Genomic DNA, 15,327 nt, shown 5'->3' on the forward strand with positions numbered 1-15,327 from the left:
CTCCTTCTATTTTTTAAGTGAATTTTTTAACACTTTTTGAACATTTATTGAACTTTTTTTGAATTTATTCTGAAAATTCTGTTTTGTATATGATATACTACAATTAAATAAGAAGGAAAAGAATATCGCAAACAGAGGGGGATAATCATGAGTTTACTTATCGCACTTATACTAGGGGTTACGTGTGGAGCACTTCCTGTTATTCTAGGAGCTATTATGGAAGAGTTGGAAGTTGGCGTTTTAGGTTTTGTTGCATCTTGTGTAAGCGCTTTATTTTTTGGCTTGTTCGGTGCTATTCCTGTTTCAATTCTGTGTGCATTTTATATAGTACGCCATGCTCGTGCAAAACAATTCGGTCCTAATCATATCGCACAAGTTATTCCATTCCCAATCGAACGATGCCGCCGGGCTTCTAGCTTATAATTATAAAATTAAAAATAAATAAAAGTCCTCAAATGAGGACTTTTATTTATTTTCTTCTAGAAATTGAAACAATTCTTGTAAATGTAGGGCATCTTCACTATAGCTAATAGATACGTGACATATACCGTCAATCTCTGCTTGCATATATAGATCAACTCCATCTCGATCATATTTCAATGCCAAATAAAATTCCATTTCTTCTAGCATCTTTTTTGAAGTTCGAATAACATAATGCCCTCTCTCATCTCTTCCATATTCAAATTTCGGTTCAAAATCATATTTTTGTTTAAAAGCTTCTTTTTGTTTTTCATTAATTTGTATACAAGTCGCTCGTTGTACAGTATCAATCATCTCATCAAATTTTTGAAGATCCATCCCATTTACCCCCTTATGTACTTTTTGTATAACACTTGTGTTCCGCTATTCTCTTCCCCATCTTTCATTAACTCTTCATACAATTCCTTCGCCAAATTTAAACCTGGTACTGGTAATTGCAATTTTTCGGCCTCATCTAAAGCAATCTTCATATCTTTCATAAAATGTTTTACATAAAACCCTGGTTCAAAATCTCCCTTTAACATTCGAGGAGCTAAGTTACTCAATGACCAACTACCTGCTGCTCCCGTTGAAATACTCTCTAATACTTTATCCGGATTTAGTCCAGCTTTTTTCGCATAAGCAACAGCTTCACATACTCCAATCATGTTAGAAGCAATCGCAATTTGATTGCACATTTTTGTATGTTGTCCACTTCCAGCTGGTCCTTGCAACTGAATATTTGTCCCTAATTTTTCAAATAACGGTAAACATTTTTCATATATTTCTTTTTCGCCACCGACCATAATTGCGAGCCTTGCTTCTTTCGCACCAATGTCTCCTCCAGATACAGGTGCATCTAACGTATATACATTCTTACTTTTACCAGCTTCATTAATACGTTTTGCCAATGTTGGTGTAGATGTCGTGAAATCAATTGCTATCATGCCTTCATTTGCATTCTCCAAAATTCCATCTATCCCAAAGTATACTTCTTCTACATCATGTGGATATCCAACCATAGTCATTACAACATCAACTTGCTTTACTAACTCTTTCGGTGTATCACACCAATTTGCACCACCTCGCACTAAAGAGTCTGTCTTCGCTTTTGTTCTATTATATACATATACTTTATAACCGTCTTGCATTAAATGACGGACCATACTTTTTCCCATTACACCAATACCGATGAAACCAATTGATACATTTTTATGTTCCATTTTCTCATCCCCTTTGTTCTAATAAATCACTTACCATCTTTCGAAACTCTTTATTAAAATCATCATCTATATTATTTTTCACATTTGAAAATAAAATAACAAAAGTCCCTTTTTCTTTATTAAAATTATTGAAAGTGTTCCACCCAGATATTACACCATGATTATGAAAATAATCAGGATATATATAAAAACTAAATGCGTATTTTTTTTCTGCTGAAGGTGAAAACATCGCTTGTATACTTTGTTTAGAAAGAAGTTTCCCATTTATTATCGCTTCATCTAACTTCTTCATATCCCCAACTGTCGTATACATCTCACCGCATCCATATAACCACTCCATTAACAATTGTTGTGCAGGTTCAAGTACATTCTCTTTCTTTACATATCCTTTAGTAAAATGCTGATCTCCCTTAGCCATATTTCCCATACCAGATTCATGCATTCCTGCTTTAGTAAATATATTTTCTTTTATGTAATCTCCTAAAGTTTTTTTTGATATACTTTCTACAATATAGGCTAGCACCATATAATTATAATCTGTATATCTCCAACCTGTGCCTGGCGGAAATTCTAATTTTTGACTTCCAATCCAATTTACTAAGTTTATACGAGAAGCGGCATTCACTTTCCCTTTTCCGCTTTCTGGTAAACCTGATGTGTGTGTTAACAAATGATATAAGGTGATATTTTTATCTACTGGAAAAGAGGGAATATATTTATTTACATTGTCTTGAATATTTAACTTCCCTTGTTCCTGTAGCTGTAAAATAGATGTGGCCACGACTGTTTTCGTAATAGAACCGATACGATATTTTGTTTGAGGCGTATTTTCTATCTTATTTTGAACATCAGCATACCCATATCCTTTATTCAATATAACATGCTCTTTATCTGTCACTAAAACTGTTCCATTAAATTGCTTTCCTATTAAATATTGATCTAATTTTTGAGATATACTAGCATAATCAATTTGTTCTTCTTTTTCTTCTATATTCTCTTGTACTTCTGATACAATAGTAGGATTCACCTTAGTTGTTAATACAGTGCTTTCCTTTATATTGGGATTATAGAGAAAATAGTTTACTCCACCACAAACTACAGCAGACAGCGCAGCCATCGTCATTATTTTTTTTATCATGTTGTTCCTCCATAATTCCTTCGTCCAAAATCCCCCCCCACATTCTATTATCAAACAATAAAAAAAAATCGCAACAATTTGTTGCGAAAAATCACTTTTTTTCTTTTCTATATACGCACACTTGATTTTTCCCATTTTTTTTCGCTTCATACAATGCAATATCCGCTCGCTGCATTAATTCTTCCCTTGTAATCCCTTGTTCATATAATGCAACTCCAAAACTAGCTGTTAATTTCGAAATTCCTGAGAAATGCTTTGTTTCAATGAAAAATCGCAATGATTCCGCAACCTGAAATGCCTCTTTTTCTACTGTATCCGTTACTAATATAATAAATTCTTCTCCTCCCCACCTTGCAAATACATGTTGCTGCTCCACTTTAGATTTCATAAGCTCTGCAAGCTGAATTAACGCTAAATCACCAAAATCATGACCATACGTGTCATTTACTGTTTTAAAATTATCTATATCAAATAAAATGAGCGCTATTTTTTCATCGTTACGCATTGCAGTATCCCATTCTGCCTCTAGTATTTGTTGGAACTTCAAACGATTATAAATCTCTGTTAACGAATCTATCATCGCAAGCCTTTCTTGTTCTTGATAGATTTCATCTAATTCTGTAATCTCTGTGCACTTCACAATAAATCTTGATAAATCTTCTGGCAGTGGTGTCGCACGCAATAAAAAAGTCGATACTTCTCCTTCATAATTGGACATCTTAATTCTTCTATCATATGATAATGTATCATCTAACCATGTTATATCATGGGTTGTTGAATAGTATCCATTTTCTCTAATAAAATGTTCAGCAAATACTAAATGTTGCTCACGATAGGCAAACAAATTTTCATATCCGAAAAACTCTAAAAAGTTTGTATTACAATCAACAATCTCATCGTCTTCTACTATAAATAATAGATCATTTTGAAAATCAAACATCGTTTGAAGTAGTTCTTGTTGCAAACTTACTTGCCGTACTAAAGAAAGTTGATACAAACTCTTATTAACTTCCTCTAACACCATTTGTGGAGTCACAGGGGCTATCACAATATTACGTATTCCTAACGTAAGCACCTCTGCAAACTCGCTTGTTATCTGTTGATCCCAAATGACAATAAATGTACTCTGTGGATTATACATATTCTTTATATATTTTATTTGAGAAAAATCTGTTACATACATAATTACAATATGTGGTTTAGTCCTCTGAAACAATAATTCTCCTTCTTCAAAACTATTTGCTATAAACATACATTTTGGATGAATATTTTCTATCGTTTGTTGATGTGTACATCCATTTTCTATATAAAGGACATTTAACTGAAGATCTTGTAATACATTTTGGAAAACCGTATTCTCTAATAAAAAATGTAGTATGTTCATCACTAGTCTTCACTCACTTCATATATCTTGTTCTACTGAATTCCTCACAAATATTTTATAAAAAGTTGCTCTCAAAAAATTTTAATGAGTGAGGGATACATATTAACAAGCTAATTGAGAATGTTCTCTTTTCTTTTTCACTCTATAAATTCCTTTTTTAGTGTATGATTATCGGAATTGTATCGTTTGTATGAATGCCCTAGCTTCCACTTTAAAACTTGACAATTAAAATAAAGATATTATATTCTTAAATTCGACAACTTACAAAATGTAAGTAGAATATATTACATGTATTTTTTCATAATTTGATATGTAATTTGGAGGATATATAATGACAAACGATAACTTTTTTAATGTTCTATATGAACGCACATCTACACGTGCATTCAACCCTGAGAAAGAAATTTCATCTACAGAGTTACACGAGATTTTAAAGGGCGCTGCTCAAGCACCTTCTGCTTGGAACTTGCAACACTGGAAATTCCTTGTATTCCAAGGTGAAGATGTACAGAAACGATTACATCCAATTGCTTATAGCCAGCAACAAATTCTTGATGCTTCTGCTGTAGTCGCTATTTTAGGTGATTTAGAAGCTTATAAAAACGTTGAACCAGTTTATGGTCCAATTGTAGAACAAGGATTTATGAAAGAGGAAGCAAAAGAGCGCTTAGCTAAAAATATTGAGTCTGCATATGCTCGTGAGCAATTCCCAAGAGATGCAGCCTTTTCAAATGCATCTTTAGCAGCAATGCAACTTATGCTTGCAGCTAAAGCAACTGGTTGGGATACTTGTGCTATTGGTGGTTTCAATCCACAAGCACTTACAGAAGAATTCAATGTTTCATCTCGCTACGTACCAATTATGCTTATTACAATTGGTGAATCAACTTTAAAAGGCCACCCTGCACCACGAATGAGCGTAGAGCAAGTGAGTGAATGGGCAAAATAATAAAGAGTGAACCCTTAATCCATATTAGGGGCTTACTGCCTGTTAATACGGGACAAAAAGAAACGAAGGTAATTTCATTACCTTCGTTTCTTTTTTGTCTGTCACACATCCGTAATATTACATTGTATAATTCGACATCTACACATAAAAAAATAGTAAATTTTATGCTATTCCTATAAATACAAATGGCGTTTTGTGTCGAAATTTGTTTAAACACTGAAATATAACCGTGTGTTTTTGTTACAATTATGATACAATGATAACAAATAGATAACAAGAGAGGGATTTTCATTGAGTTCATACGGAAGCTTTATCGCACTTTTAAGTTACATAGTAACTGTACTGCTGTTATATTTTATTGGCGATGCTGCAAACATATCAGTGTTACAATTCCCAAAAGAAGAAGCGTTCCAATTAGAAGCAGAAAAACATACTGCAAGATCCATCGCACCACTACTCTTAGCTCTTCCTGTATACATCATCGTTTTATATAAAAGCAAAAAAGTGTAAAGGCTACCTATTTCATTCATTTCGGTGGTCCTTACACTTTTTTGTGATATCTATCCTATTTTAAACATCATCCCGTAATAAACACCCAGCTAGTCATTTAAAATGAGAAAATCCCCTAGAAAAAATTCCACTCTCTGTCCAGTCACTCACTACCGAACTTACATAGATTATAAGTGTGAAGGGGGTGATGAGGATTATGTTTGGATCATTTGGATGCTGTGATAACTTTAGAGACTGTCATCATCGTGAAAGAGAGTGTGACCATCGTGACCATCGCGAGAAAGAGAGAGAGGTAAAACCACAACAACCAGCTGTATGTAACGTACTTGCTAGCATTTCAGTTGGAACAGAGCTTTCTCTTTTAAGCATTAGAGGTAACGGCACATTCAACAATGTAATTTTTGAAGGTTTCGCTAACGGTGTTGCTCTTTTCTCTGCTTTAGCTCGTAATAACGACAAAGATAACAAAGATAACAATAAAGACGATAAGAACAATCAAAACCGAAATACTTTTACTGGTATTTTACGTGTATGCCCAACTGATATCGTTGCTATCGCTATCTAATTCTGTTCCTTATCCTCTATAGTAAGAAAATAAGATTTACTTTTCTCATAGAAAAAACCTGAGACCGATTTCAAATCGACTCAGGTTTTTTTATTGATTATATGCTTTTAACTAGTTCAACAACTTCTTCAGCAGTTGACATCATTAATGCTTTTTCTGCTAATGTTTCCATTTCTGCTTTCGACAACTTGCTTAGTTGTGTTCTTGCAGGAAGAATAGATGTTGCACTCATACTGAATTCATCTAAACCTAATCCTAATAATAATGGGATAGCAAGTGAATCTCCCGCCATCTCACCACACATACCAGCCCATTTTCCTTCTTTATGAGCAGCATCGATAACCATTTTTACAAGACGTAAAATAGATGGGTTATATGGTTGGTATAAGTATGATACTTGTTCGTTCATACGGTCTGCAGCCATTGTGTATTGGATTAAGTCATTTGTTCCGATAGAGAAGAAATCAACTTCTTTTGCGAATTGATCTGCTAATACTGCTGAAGCTGGGATTTCAACCATCATACCAACTTCAATAGAATCAGAAACAGTTGTACCCGCTTCTACAAGTTTCGCTTTCTCTTCTAATAAGATTGCTTTCGCTTGACGGAACTCATCAAGAGTTGCAATCATTGGGAACATAATTTTTAAGTTACCGTATACGCTAGCACGAAGTAATGCACGAAGTTGTGTACGGAACACATCTTGCTCATCAAGACATAAGCGAATTGCACGGTATCCTAAGAATGGGTTCATTTCTTTTGGTAAATGTAAGTATGGAAGCTCTTTATCTCCACCGATATCAAGTGTACGAACAACAACAGGTTGACCTTCTTTTACACCTTCAAGAACTGCTTTATACGCTTCGAACTGCTCTTCTTCTGTTGGAAGATTGTCACGGCCCATGTATAAGAATTCTGTACGGTATAAACCAACGCCTTCTCCGCCATTATCGATAATACCTTGTACATCATTTGGTGTTCCGATATTTGCAACAAGCTCAACGTGATGCCCATCACTTGTTACTGTAGCTTGGTCTTTTAATTTTGCCCATTCAGTTTTTTGCTCTTCAAATTTCGCTTTCTTTTCTTCAAAAGAACGAAGAGTTTCTTCTGATGGATTAACAATTACTTCTCCATCTAAACCGTCGATGATTACGATATCGCCGTTTTGGATTTTCTCCATAACAACTTTCGTACCAACCACAGCTGGAATTTCCATAGAACGAGCCATAATTGCAGAGTGAGATGTACGTCCACCGATATCAGTTGTAAAACCTTTTGCATACTTACGGTTTAACTGAGCTGTATCAGATGGTGTTAAATCTTCAGCAATGATGATTACTTCTTCAGAAATTGTACCAGGGTTTGAGAAGTTAATTCCTAGTAAATGTGCAAGAACGCGTTTTGTTACGTCACGAATGTCCGCAGCACGTTCTTTCATATATTCGTTATCCATGTTTTCAAACATAGAAATAAACATGGATGCAACTTCATCCATTGCAAATTCAGCATTTACTTTTTCGCTATTTACTTTATCTTTTACTGGGTTTACTAGTTCTGGATCATTTAACACTAATAAATGTGCTTCAAAGATCGCAGCTTTATCAGCACCCAGCTCAGCAAAAGCGTGGTCCTTAATAGCTTCTAATTCAGTTTTTGCTTTCTCAAGCGCAGCGTCTAAGCGTGCAATTTCAGCAGCTTCGTTTGTGATTGATTTCTTTTCAATGTTAAATTCAGGATTCTCAAGTCTGAAAGCCTTTGCAATAGCAATCCCACTTGATGCAGCGATCCCTTGAATGTTAAGAGTCATTATTCTCCTAATCCTTCGTTTTTCATAGTTTCTTCGATAGCTGCTAGTGCTTGAGCTGCATCATCACCATTTGCAGTGATTTTAATTTCTGCGTTTTGTTGAATGCCTAAAGACATAACGCCCATGATTGATTTTAAGTTAACGTTCTTTCCGTTATACTCTAAGTTAATGTCAGAACCAAATTTGCTTGCAGTGTTTACAAGTAGAGTTGCTGGACGAGCATGAATTCCTGAGTCGCTAGTTACTTTAAAGATTTTTTCCATGATAATTTATCTCCTTTAAATTACAGTATTTTTTAGTTGTATAGACGTGAGTACTACATCATCTATTGTATATAATAGGCGATGTTCGGTCAACCACATCGCCTATTATAATTATAAACATTTTGCGTCAAATTCCTACTGAATGTCAATAATTGCGTTTTCGCCCTTTTTAACATTTCCATCTTTTTTCAATTCGACTTGTTGTCCTTGTTGTAAATTCGTAAAGACAATTGGTGTAATGATAGATGGTGCATTTTCTTTTACAAATGCAAGATCTACTTTTAATAATGGCTGTCCTTGTTTCACTTTGTCGCCTTGTGCTACAAGTGCTTCAAAACCTTCACCATTTAATTTTACAGTATCAATACCGAAGTGGATTAAAATTTCTTTTCCGCCTTCAGATTGAATGCCAATCGCATGCTTTGTAGGGAATACATTAACGATCTCACCGTTAACTGGAGAAACTACTGTTCCTTCTATTGGCTCGATTGCAAATCCGTCTCCCATCATTTTTCCTGAGAATACTTGATCAGGTACTTCTGTAATCGGTAATATTTTCCCTTCAATTGGTGAAACGATTGTTTCGTTTTCATCCACTTGTTGAGGAGCTTCTTCTACTTTTACAGGCTCTTCTTTTTCAACATGAGGTGTACGACCTGACATAATATCATGAATTTGTGATTTTAATGTGTCAGATTTCGGTCCGAAAATAGCTTGAATGTTATTTCCTACTTCAAGTACACCAGCTGCTCCAAGCTCTTTTAAGCGATCTTTGTTTACATTCTTTTGTTCGTTAACTTGAACACGTAAACGAGTAATACAAGCATCTAAAGAAGCAATGTTTTCTTTACCACCAAGTGCCACTAATACTTCACGAGGAAGTTCACCCGCTTCAGTTTTTCCTGCACCGTCATTCGCATTTGCTACTTCACGACCAGGTGTTTTTAAATCCCATTTACGGATTGCAAAGCGGAATCCGAAGTAGTAAATAACTGCTAGTACAAGACCAACAATAATTACCCACCACCATGCTGTACGGCCTGGTAGTACACCGAATAACATAAAGTCGATTAAACCACCAGAGAATGTCATACCAATTTTAACACCTAAAATTTGCATTGTCATAAATGATAGACCAGCGAATACTGCGTGAATTCCGAATAGTACTGGTGCTACGAATAAGAATGAAAATTCAAGTGGTTCTGTAATACCTGTTAAGAAAGATGTTAATGCAGCAGAGCCTAAAATACCAGCTGCTAATTTTTTATTTTCTGGACGTGCTTCATGGTACATTGCTAATGCTGCTGCTGGAAGACCGAACATCATGAACGGATACTTACCAGTTGTAAATGTACCTGCTGTTAATTCTACACCGTCTTTTAACTGTGCCATAAAGATTTTTTGGTCACCACGGATTAATTCGCCAGCTGCATTTGTGTACTGACCGAATTCGAACCAGAACGGGGAGTAGAAAATGTGATGTAATCCAAATGGAATTAATGAACGTTCAATTAAACCGAATATGAATGCTGCTAATGTTCTATTTGCATCAATCATTTGATGTGAGAACGTATTTAAGCCACCTTGAATGTATGGCCAAACGAAACACATGATAATACCTACTACTAAAGAGAATGTTGCAGTTGCGATTGGTACGAAACGCTTACCTGCGAAGAAACCTAAGTATGATGGTAATTCAATGTTGAAGTATTTATTGTAGCAATATGCCGCTACTATACCGACGATAATACCACCAAATACTCCCGTTTGTAGCGTTGGAATTCCTAATACGTTTGCATATGCTGGATCAGTAAATCCAATTTTTACTGGATCTGCTCCAGAACTTGTTACTTTCACTAACTTATCTACTTCTAAGAACACACTCATCGTTTTGTTCATAATTAAGTAGCCGACGAATGCTGCTAATCCAGCTACTCCGTCTCCACCAGCTAAACCAATTGCTACCCCAACTGCGAATAATAATGCAAGGTTAGCGAAAATAATATCACCAGATTGTTCCATAATTTTTGCTACCATTACGAACCAGTCTGCTTTTAAAGCAGGAATAACATTTGTTAACTGTGGATTTTGAAATGCATTACCAAATCCAAGTAAAATACCTGCTGCCGGTAAAATCGCTACTGGAAGCATTAACGCTTTTCCGACTTTTTGAAGAACACCAAAGATCTTCTTAAACATGGAAACCCTTCCTCTCTTATCTATATTGATACCTTCCGACAAACGCCAAAAAGACATGTGGAAAAAAAGATAGAACGATAGCTATACAAAGGGTAGTATATCCCTTTCTCAAGCTTACATTCCTTACTTTTCTCCACTCATGCCTGATCGAATCAGTAACACGTGTCAAAAATAGGATTACTTATAAGTTCACTATAATTAAGGCAAACGTTTTCGTTACTTACCTTAATGTGTTTGTCGAAATTTGTATAACTTTGCATTAGTTATTATACATAACTATTGTAAGCGATTCAATGATTTTTTTTAACGTTTTCATTTTAGACAAAAATATATGTCTTTTTACACATGCTCTGCTTTCACTAAGCGCTGCAGGTGCATCGTTAAATATATACTCTCTGCTTCATACACAGGAAGTTGCAATTCTTTTTGCATGACCTTTACTAGCTTCCAAGCTAAATTATAACAGACGGGATATTCCGCCTTTAATAAATCAGCAAAGCTTTGTGATTCCTCTACTTTCTCCCCTTTTTTCACCCGTTCAATAGCATATTGTAAATGACGGATAAGGCGTAAGTAATGGATACTTTCTTGGTCTAATGTAATTTGTAAGTTTGTCTCAATTAAAGATACAAGCTGTGCAATAAGACGGGAGTTTTGATTAACTGAAGATAAATCTGAATTTGTAAGTGAACTGTAAATATGGAGTGCAATGAACCCAATTTCTCCTTCTGGCAATATAATTTGCAAACGAGAATTTAAAAGGTCTACAACACCTTCAGCAATTTCATATTCCTCTGGATAGAGCATTTTCGTTTCAACTAAAAAAGGATTATCAATTGTAAGTCCTTGTTTTAATCTCTTAATTGCAAAAGAAATATGATCTGTTAAAGCGATATGAATATGTTCATTCAATGGTGATTTTGCTTTTTCTTGAATGTAGAACATAATATCATTCATTAATTCAATTAATTTTTCACTCACATGCGGCACTAACAGTTTGTATTGTTCACGATCACGTTCATTTTTTAAAACAAACATTTTCTCAATTTGTTCTTGCTCCAATACGTCTTTCGCTTTTTTCCCAAATCCAATTCCTTTACCAATCACTACTACTTCCTCGTGTTCAGGATGGCTAGCAATGATGACATTATTATTTAAGACTTTTTTAATTTCTAGATAATTATTCATATAACACCACCCTCGTACTTAAATAGCCTGCTTTTATGTTACAGAACATTCTTCTTTGTCGTCAATGTAAAACATCTACCATTTCATAAAAATTCATTTTTTAGACATGTTTATATATGATGCGTATAATGTAAGAGCAACTGTACATAGAAAGGGGATAACAACATGATTAAAATGTTTGTAAGTGATATCGATGGTACAATGATGCAACACGGAGGATTAATTGACGAACAGGATCTTGTAGCACTTCGTAGTCTTGCTGAGCAAAATGTTATTCTTTGTTTCGCTTCTGGCCGACTTGATAATGAAATTGCAGACTTAATGAAAGCTGTAAATACAAATTTCCATCGCATTAGTGTAAATGGTGTTTTCGTGTACACACATGAAAACGAGCAACTATTATCCGCAACATTCGATTCGAGTATTTTACCTGATCTGTTAGCAATGACAAATGAAGATCCTTATTTTCGTTATGTAAGTGATGAGCATAATTATTACATTGAAGAGAAAACACCGTTTATTCATGAGCTCGAACAACAAGTCACGATGACTTCTGTTGAAGAACCGCATCTATTACAGAAAATTGATGATACAATTTTCCCAAATAAAATCTCTGTCGGTGGAACAAAGGAAAGCTTACAACTCCTTCAGAAAAAAATTGATGAAAAATTCCACGGAAAAGTTAGTACATTCATTTCAGCAGAACAATGTTTAGATGTAATGCCACCTAATATTAGTAAAGGGGCTGCTATTTCTGTTTTATTAAAAGAGTTTCAAATACAACCAGAGGAAGTTGCTTGCATAGGGGATTCTTATAATGATATCCCAATGTTTTCTTTAACTCCTCACAGTTTTGCTATGTCTCAAGCAGATGAAGCAGTAAAAGAACACGCTCACTATGTAGTAAATACAGTTAAAGATGCTGTTAACCACGTAATTGCTCATAATAAAAATACGACTCACTCCTTGTAAGGATGAGTCGTATTTTTTCTTTACATGTTTAACAATTTGACATTAACTGTACTTCACAAACTGAAATATACTATTTGTTACGTGCGATGTTTGTAATAAACTTATAACGATCCCCACGATAAATACATTTCACATACTCTAACGGAACTTCACCTTCTGAATATGACCATTGACGCATTACAAGCACTGGCGCCTTTTTAGGAATATGCAGATGTTCAGCTTCATTATCCGTTGCAATTGAAGCTTCAATTGATTGAGTAGCGCTAACAAGTTTAAAGCCCAGTTTTTTCTCTAAATGTTCATATAAAGATTGTTGCAATATTTCTTCGTTAATATCTTTTACAAGAGCTGGCGACAAATATGTCGTCTCAAAAGCAATCGGTTCATCATCAGCTAAGCGAATACGCCTCACTTCATAAACCGACTCTCCCTCCTGTATTCTCAACCGGTCTGCTATTTTCGCAGTAGCTGGAACTAGGCGGAAACTAAGTAATTGACTACTTGGGTTCATCCCACGAGAAATCATATCTTCTGTGAATCCCGTCATTCCTTGCAATTTTTGTTCCACTTTCGGAAGTTGGACAAACGTACCGATTCCACGTTTCCGATATAAATAACCTTGTTCCACTAAATTATTAATCGCCTGTCTGATTGTCATACGACTCACTTCGAACTTATCGCAAAGTTCATTCTCAGATGGGATTTTATCTCCCGGCTTCCATTCGCCGTCCTCAATTAGCTGTTTCACCCACTCTTGAATCTGATAATAGATCGGAAATGGTGAATACTTGTCGATGTTCATCAGCAATCGCCTCACTGCATAAAGATAGAGCTTCTTGATCAGCGATTACGGTTACATTCGGATGACGTTGTAAAACTGTAGCAGGACACGCTTCACTATATTCACCTTGCAATAATTCTTTAACAGCTTCTGCCTTTTTAGAACCCATAGCAACAAGTAGAATTTGTTTCGCTTTCATAATGCTTCCAATTCCCATTGTAATCGCATGAGTTGGCACATCTTCTTCTTTTTCGAAGAAGCGAAGGTTTGCTTGGCGTGTAGATTCTGTTAATTCAACAATGTTTGTTGGAGAATTAAACAGTGTTCCTGGTTCGTTAAATCCGATGTGACCGTTTTCACCGATTCCAAGAATCTGTAGGTCAACTGGGTTAGCAGCTAGAATGCCCTCGTAACGTTTGCACTCTTCCTCTAAATCACTTGCCATCCCGTTTGGTACATAAGTTTGTTTAAATGGAAGATGATCAAACAACTGTTCTTGCATAAAATAGTGATAGCTGTTTTTATCTTCATGTGGTAAATTTACGTACTCATCTAAGTTTACAGTGGTTACACGGCTTGTATCAAGTTTATTTTTTCGCATTTCTGCATAAATACCTAATGGAGAGCTTCCTGTAGCCATTCCTAATGTTGGATTTTCTTTTGTTTTTACAACTTCTTCAATTAATTTATAACCTGCTTCTGCTAGTTCTTCTGGAGTTTTTACAACAAGAATATTCATTTAATTACTTCCCTTCCTTCATATGAATTCCTAAACGAACCGTATCATATACATGTAAATCTTCATTCATCACAACAAAGTCTGCATCTTTTCCTACCGCTAATGCACCTTTATGATTTAATCCAAACTCTTCTGCTTGGTTAACTGATGTCATTAGTACTGCATCTTCGATCGAACAACCTGTAAATTCAATTACATTTCGGAAAGCTTGATCCATTTTTAGAATACTACCAGCTAACGTTCCATCTTCTAATCGAGCACTACCATCTTTTACATGTACTGGCTGTCCGCCAAGCTCATATAACCCATCTTCAAGACCTTTTGCACGCATTGCGTCAGTAATAACACTTACTTTTTTCGGTCCTTTTAATTTATATGCTAATTTCACCATATCAGGGTGAATGTGAATACCATCTGTAATTACTTCAACCATTACATCTGGATTTAATAACACATGACCAACAACTCCTGGTTCACGGTGATGTAATCCACGCATTTGATTGTATAAATGCGTTGCATGTGTAATGTTTCTATTTTTTAGTTGCGCATCAATTGCATCTGTATGTCCCATTGTGCCAACAACACCAGTTTCAGCAAGATACTGCTCAAACTCTAATGCCCCTTCTTCTTCAGGTGCATATGTTACTAATTTAATTAGATTCCCGCTTGCTTCCTGCCATTGTTCAAATTGTTCAATATTCGCAGGAACAATATGTTCAAGTGGTTGTGCACCTGCACGTTTTTTTGAAACATACGGTCCTTCTAAGTGAATATATTCGAAATGTGCTCCTTTTTCTTTCGCTTCCTTCGCAGCATGTAATGCTGCTTCGATTGCTTCTGGAGCTTGTGTCATTGTTGTTGGGAAGTAAGTTGTAACTCCTTCTTTTAACATTTCTTTACCTAGAGTTACTAATCCATCGCTATTTGCATCCATCGCATCAATATCGTATCCACCATGAATATGAACATCGATCATACCTGGAATCACAATTTTCCCTGCTGCATCTAAAACTGTTTCATTTTCTTGTGATACATATTGAGCCATCAAACCAATTTCTTTAATTGTTTCTGCGTAACGAATAAATCCGTTTTCCACTACTTCTTGACCTGTATAAATTTTGGCATTGATGACAACTTGCGTTTTCAT

Annotated in this window: 16 protein-coding genes; 5 read left to right on the forward strand and 11 right to left on the reverse strand. The window is 35.3% G+C overall.

The window, feature by feature from the left end; translation table 11 throughout:
- The first annotated feature begins 147 nt into the window (after window positions 1–147).
- Entirely contained in the window at window positions 148–423 is a 276-nt protein-coding gene (locus K5S59_RS03735) for a hypothetical protein (protein ID WP_000054671.1), read from the forward strand.
- Window positions 424–465: 42 nt separating this feature from the next.
- Here K5S59_RS03735 and K5S59_RS03740 read toward each other — a convergent pair whose 3' ends face one another.
- The 4 genes from K5S59_RS03740 to K5S59_RS03755 all read right to left on the reverse strand — a co-directional run bounded on the left by K5S59_RS03740 (window position 466) and on the right by K5S59_RS03755 (window position 4,204).
- Window positions 466–798, reverse strand: a complete 333-nt coding sequence (locus tag K5S59_RS03740) for a DUF3909 family protein (protein ID WP_000365612.1) — start codon at window positions 796–798, stop codon at window positions 466–468.
- 5 nt (window positions 799–803) lie between these two features.
- Window positions 804–1,682, reverse strand: coding sequence for an NAD(P)-dependent oxidoreductase (locus K5S59_RS03745; RefSeq protein ID WP_120450838.1), 879 nt, complete (start codon window positions 1,680–1,682; stop codon window positions 804–806).
- A gap of 4 nt (window positions 1,683–1,686) precedes the next feature.
- Window positions 1,687–2,820, reverse strand: coding sequence for a serine hydrolase domain-containing protein (locus K5S59_RS03750; RefSeq protein WP_120450839.1), 1,134 nt, complete (start codon window positions 2,818–2,820; stop codon window positions 1,687–1,689).
- 91 nt (window positions 2,821–2,911) lie between these two features.
- Entirely contained in the window at window positions 2,912–4,204 is a 1,293-nt protein-coding gene (locus K5S59_RS03755; protein WP_120450840.1) for a GGDEF domain-containing protein, read from the reverse strand.
- 331 nt (window positions 4,205–4,535) lie between these two features.
- Here K5S59_RS03755 and K5S59_RS03760 point away from each other — a divergent pair, with 331 nt between their 5' ends.
- The 3 genes from K5S59_RS03760 (at window position 4,536) to K5S59_RS03770 (ending at window position 6,228) form a co-directional block, all read left to right on the forward strand.
- Window positions 4,536–5,153, forward strand: coding sequence for a nitroreductase family protein (locus tag K5S59_RS03760; protein ID WP_120450841.1), 618 nt, complete (start codon window positions 4,536–4,538; stop codon window positions 5,151–5,153).
- 291 nt (window positions 5,154–5,444) lie between these two features.
- Window positions 5,445–5,663, forward strand: coding sequence for a hypothetical protein (locus tag K5S59_RS03765; RefSeq protein WP_000100490.1), 219 nt, complete (start codon window positions 5,445–5,447; stop codon window positions 5,661–5,663).
- 196 nt (window positions 5,664–5,859) lie between these two features.
- A complete protein-coding gene (locus tag K5S59_RS03770) occupies window positions 5,860–6,228 on the forward strand; it encodes a DUF3915 domain-containing protein (RefSeq protein ID WP_000468032.1) in 369 nt (122 codons plus the stop codon).
- Between the two features lie 97 nt (window positions 6,229–6,325).
- On the opposite strand, the gene ptsP is transcribed toward K5S59_RS03770, so the two are convergent.
- The 4 genes from ptsP to glcT form a co-directional block, all read right to left on the reverse strand.
- Complete coding sequence (gene ptsP, locus K5S59_RS03775) at window positions 6,326–8,038, reverse strand: phosphoenolpyruvate--protein phosphotransferase (protein WP_000174216.1); 1,713 nt, start codon at window positions 8,036–8,038, stop codon at window positions 6,326–6,328.
- On the reverse strand, window positions 8,038–8,301 hold the full coding sequence (ptsH, locus tag K5S59_RS03780) for a phosphocarrier protein HPr (RefSeq protein WP_000411080.1): 264 nt from the start codon (window positions 8,299–8,301) through the stop codon (window positions 8,038–8,040). The genes ptsP and ptsH overlap by 1 nt, the downstream gene beginning before the upstream one ends.
- 135 nt (window positions 8,302–8,436) lie before the next feature.
- Entirely contained in the window at window positions 8,437–10,500 is a 2,064-nt protein-coding gene (gene ptsG / locus K5S59_RS03785; RefSeq protein WP_120450842.1) for a PTS glucose transporter subunit IIABC, read from the reverse strand.
- Between the two features lie 339 nt (window positions 10,501–10,839).
- A complete protein-coding gene (glcT, locus tag K5S59_RS03790; protein WP_001067319.1) occupies window positions 10,840–11,688 on the reverse strand; it encodes a glucose PTS transporter transcription antiterminator GlcT in 849 nt (282 codons plus the stop codon).
- A 165-nt stretch (window positions 11,689–11,853) separates the two neighbouring features.
- Here glcT and K5S59_RS03795 point away from each other — a divergent pair, with 165 nt between their 5' ends.
- Entirely contained in the window at window positions 11,854–12,660 is an 807-nt protein-coding gene (locus K5S59_RS03795) for a Cof-type HAD-IIB family hydrolase (RefSeq protein ID WP_000594238.1), read from the forward strand.
- 70 nt (window positions 12,661–12,730) lie between these two features.
- Here K5S59_RS03795 and phnF read toward each other — a convergent pair whose 3' ends face one another.
- From phnF to nagA, 3 genes are read right to left on the reverse strand one after another with little or no spacing between them, the layout of a single operon-like run.
- Window positions 12,731–13,462: a phosphonate metabolism transcriptional regulator PhnF gene (gene phnF / locus K5S59_RS03800; protein ID WP_002194085.1), complete on the reverse strand. Its 732-nt coding sequence runs from the start codon at window positions 13,460–13,462 to the stop codon at window positions 12,731–12,733.
- Window positions 13,392–14,180 carry a glucosamine-6-phosphate deaminase gene (gene nagB, locus K5S59_RS03805; protein WP_001024205.1) on the reverse strand — a complete coding sequence of 263 codons (789 nt, stop codon included), beginning with the start codon at window positions 14,178–14,180 and terminating at the stop codon, window positions 13,392–13,394. Before nagB ends, phnF begins: the two co-directional genes overlap by 71 nt.
- 4 nt (window positions 14,181–14,184) lie before the next feature.
- Window positions 14,185–15,327, reverse strand: a complete 1,143-nt coding sequence (gene nagA / locus K5S59_RS03810) for an N-acetylglucosamine-6-phosphate deacetylase (RefSeq protein ID WP_033656392.1) — start codon at window positions 15,325–15,327, stop codon at window positions 14,185–14,187.

It is taken from the genome of Bacillus sp. BML-BC051 (assembly GCF_019656175.1).
In the GTDB taxonomy this organism is placed as follows: domain Bacteria; phylum Bacillota; class Bacilli; order Bacillales; family Bacillaceae_G; genus Bacillus_A; species Bacillus_A mobilis.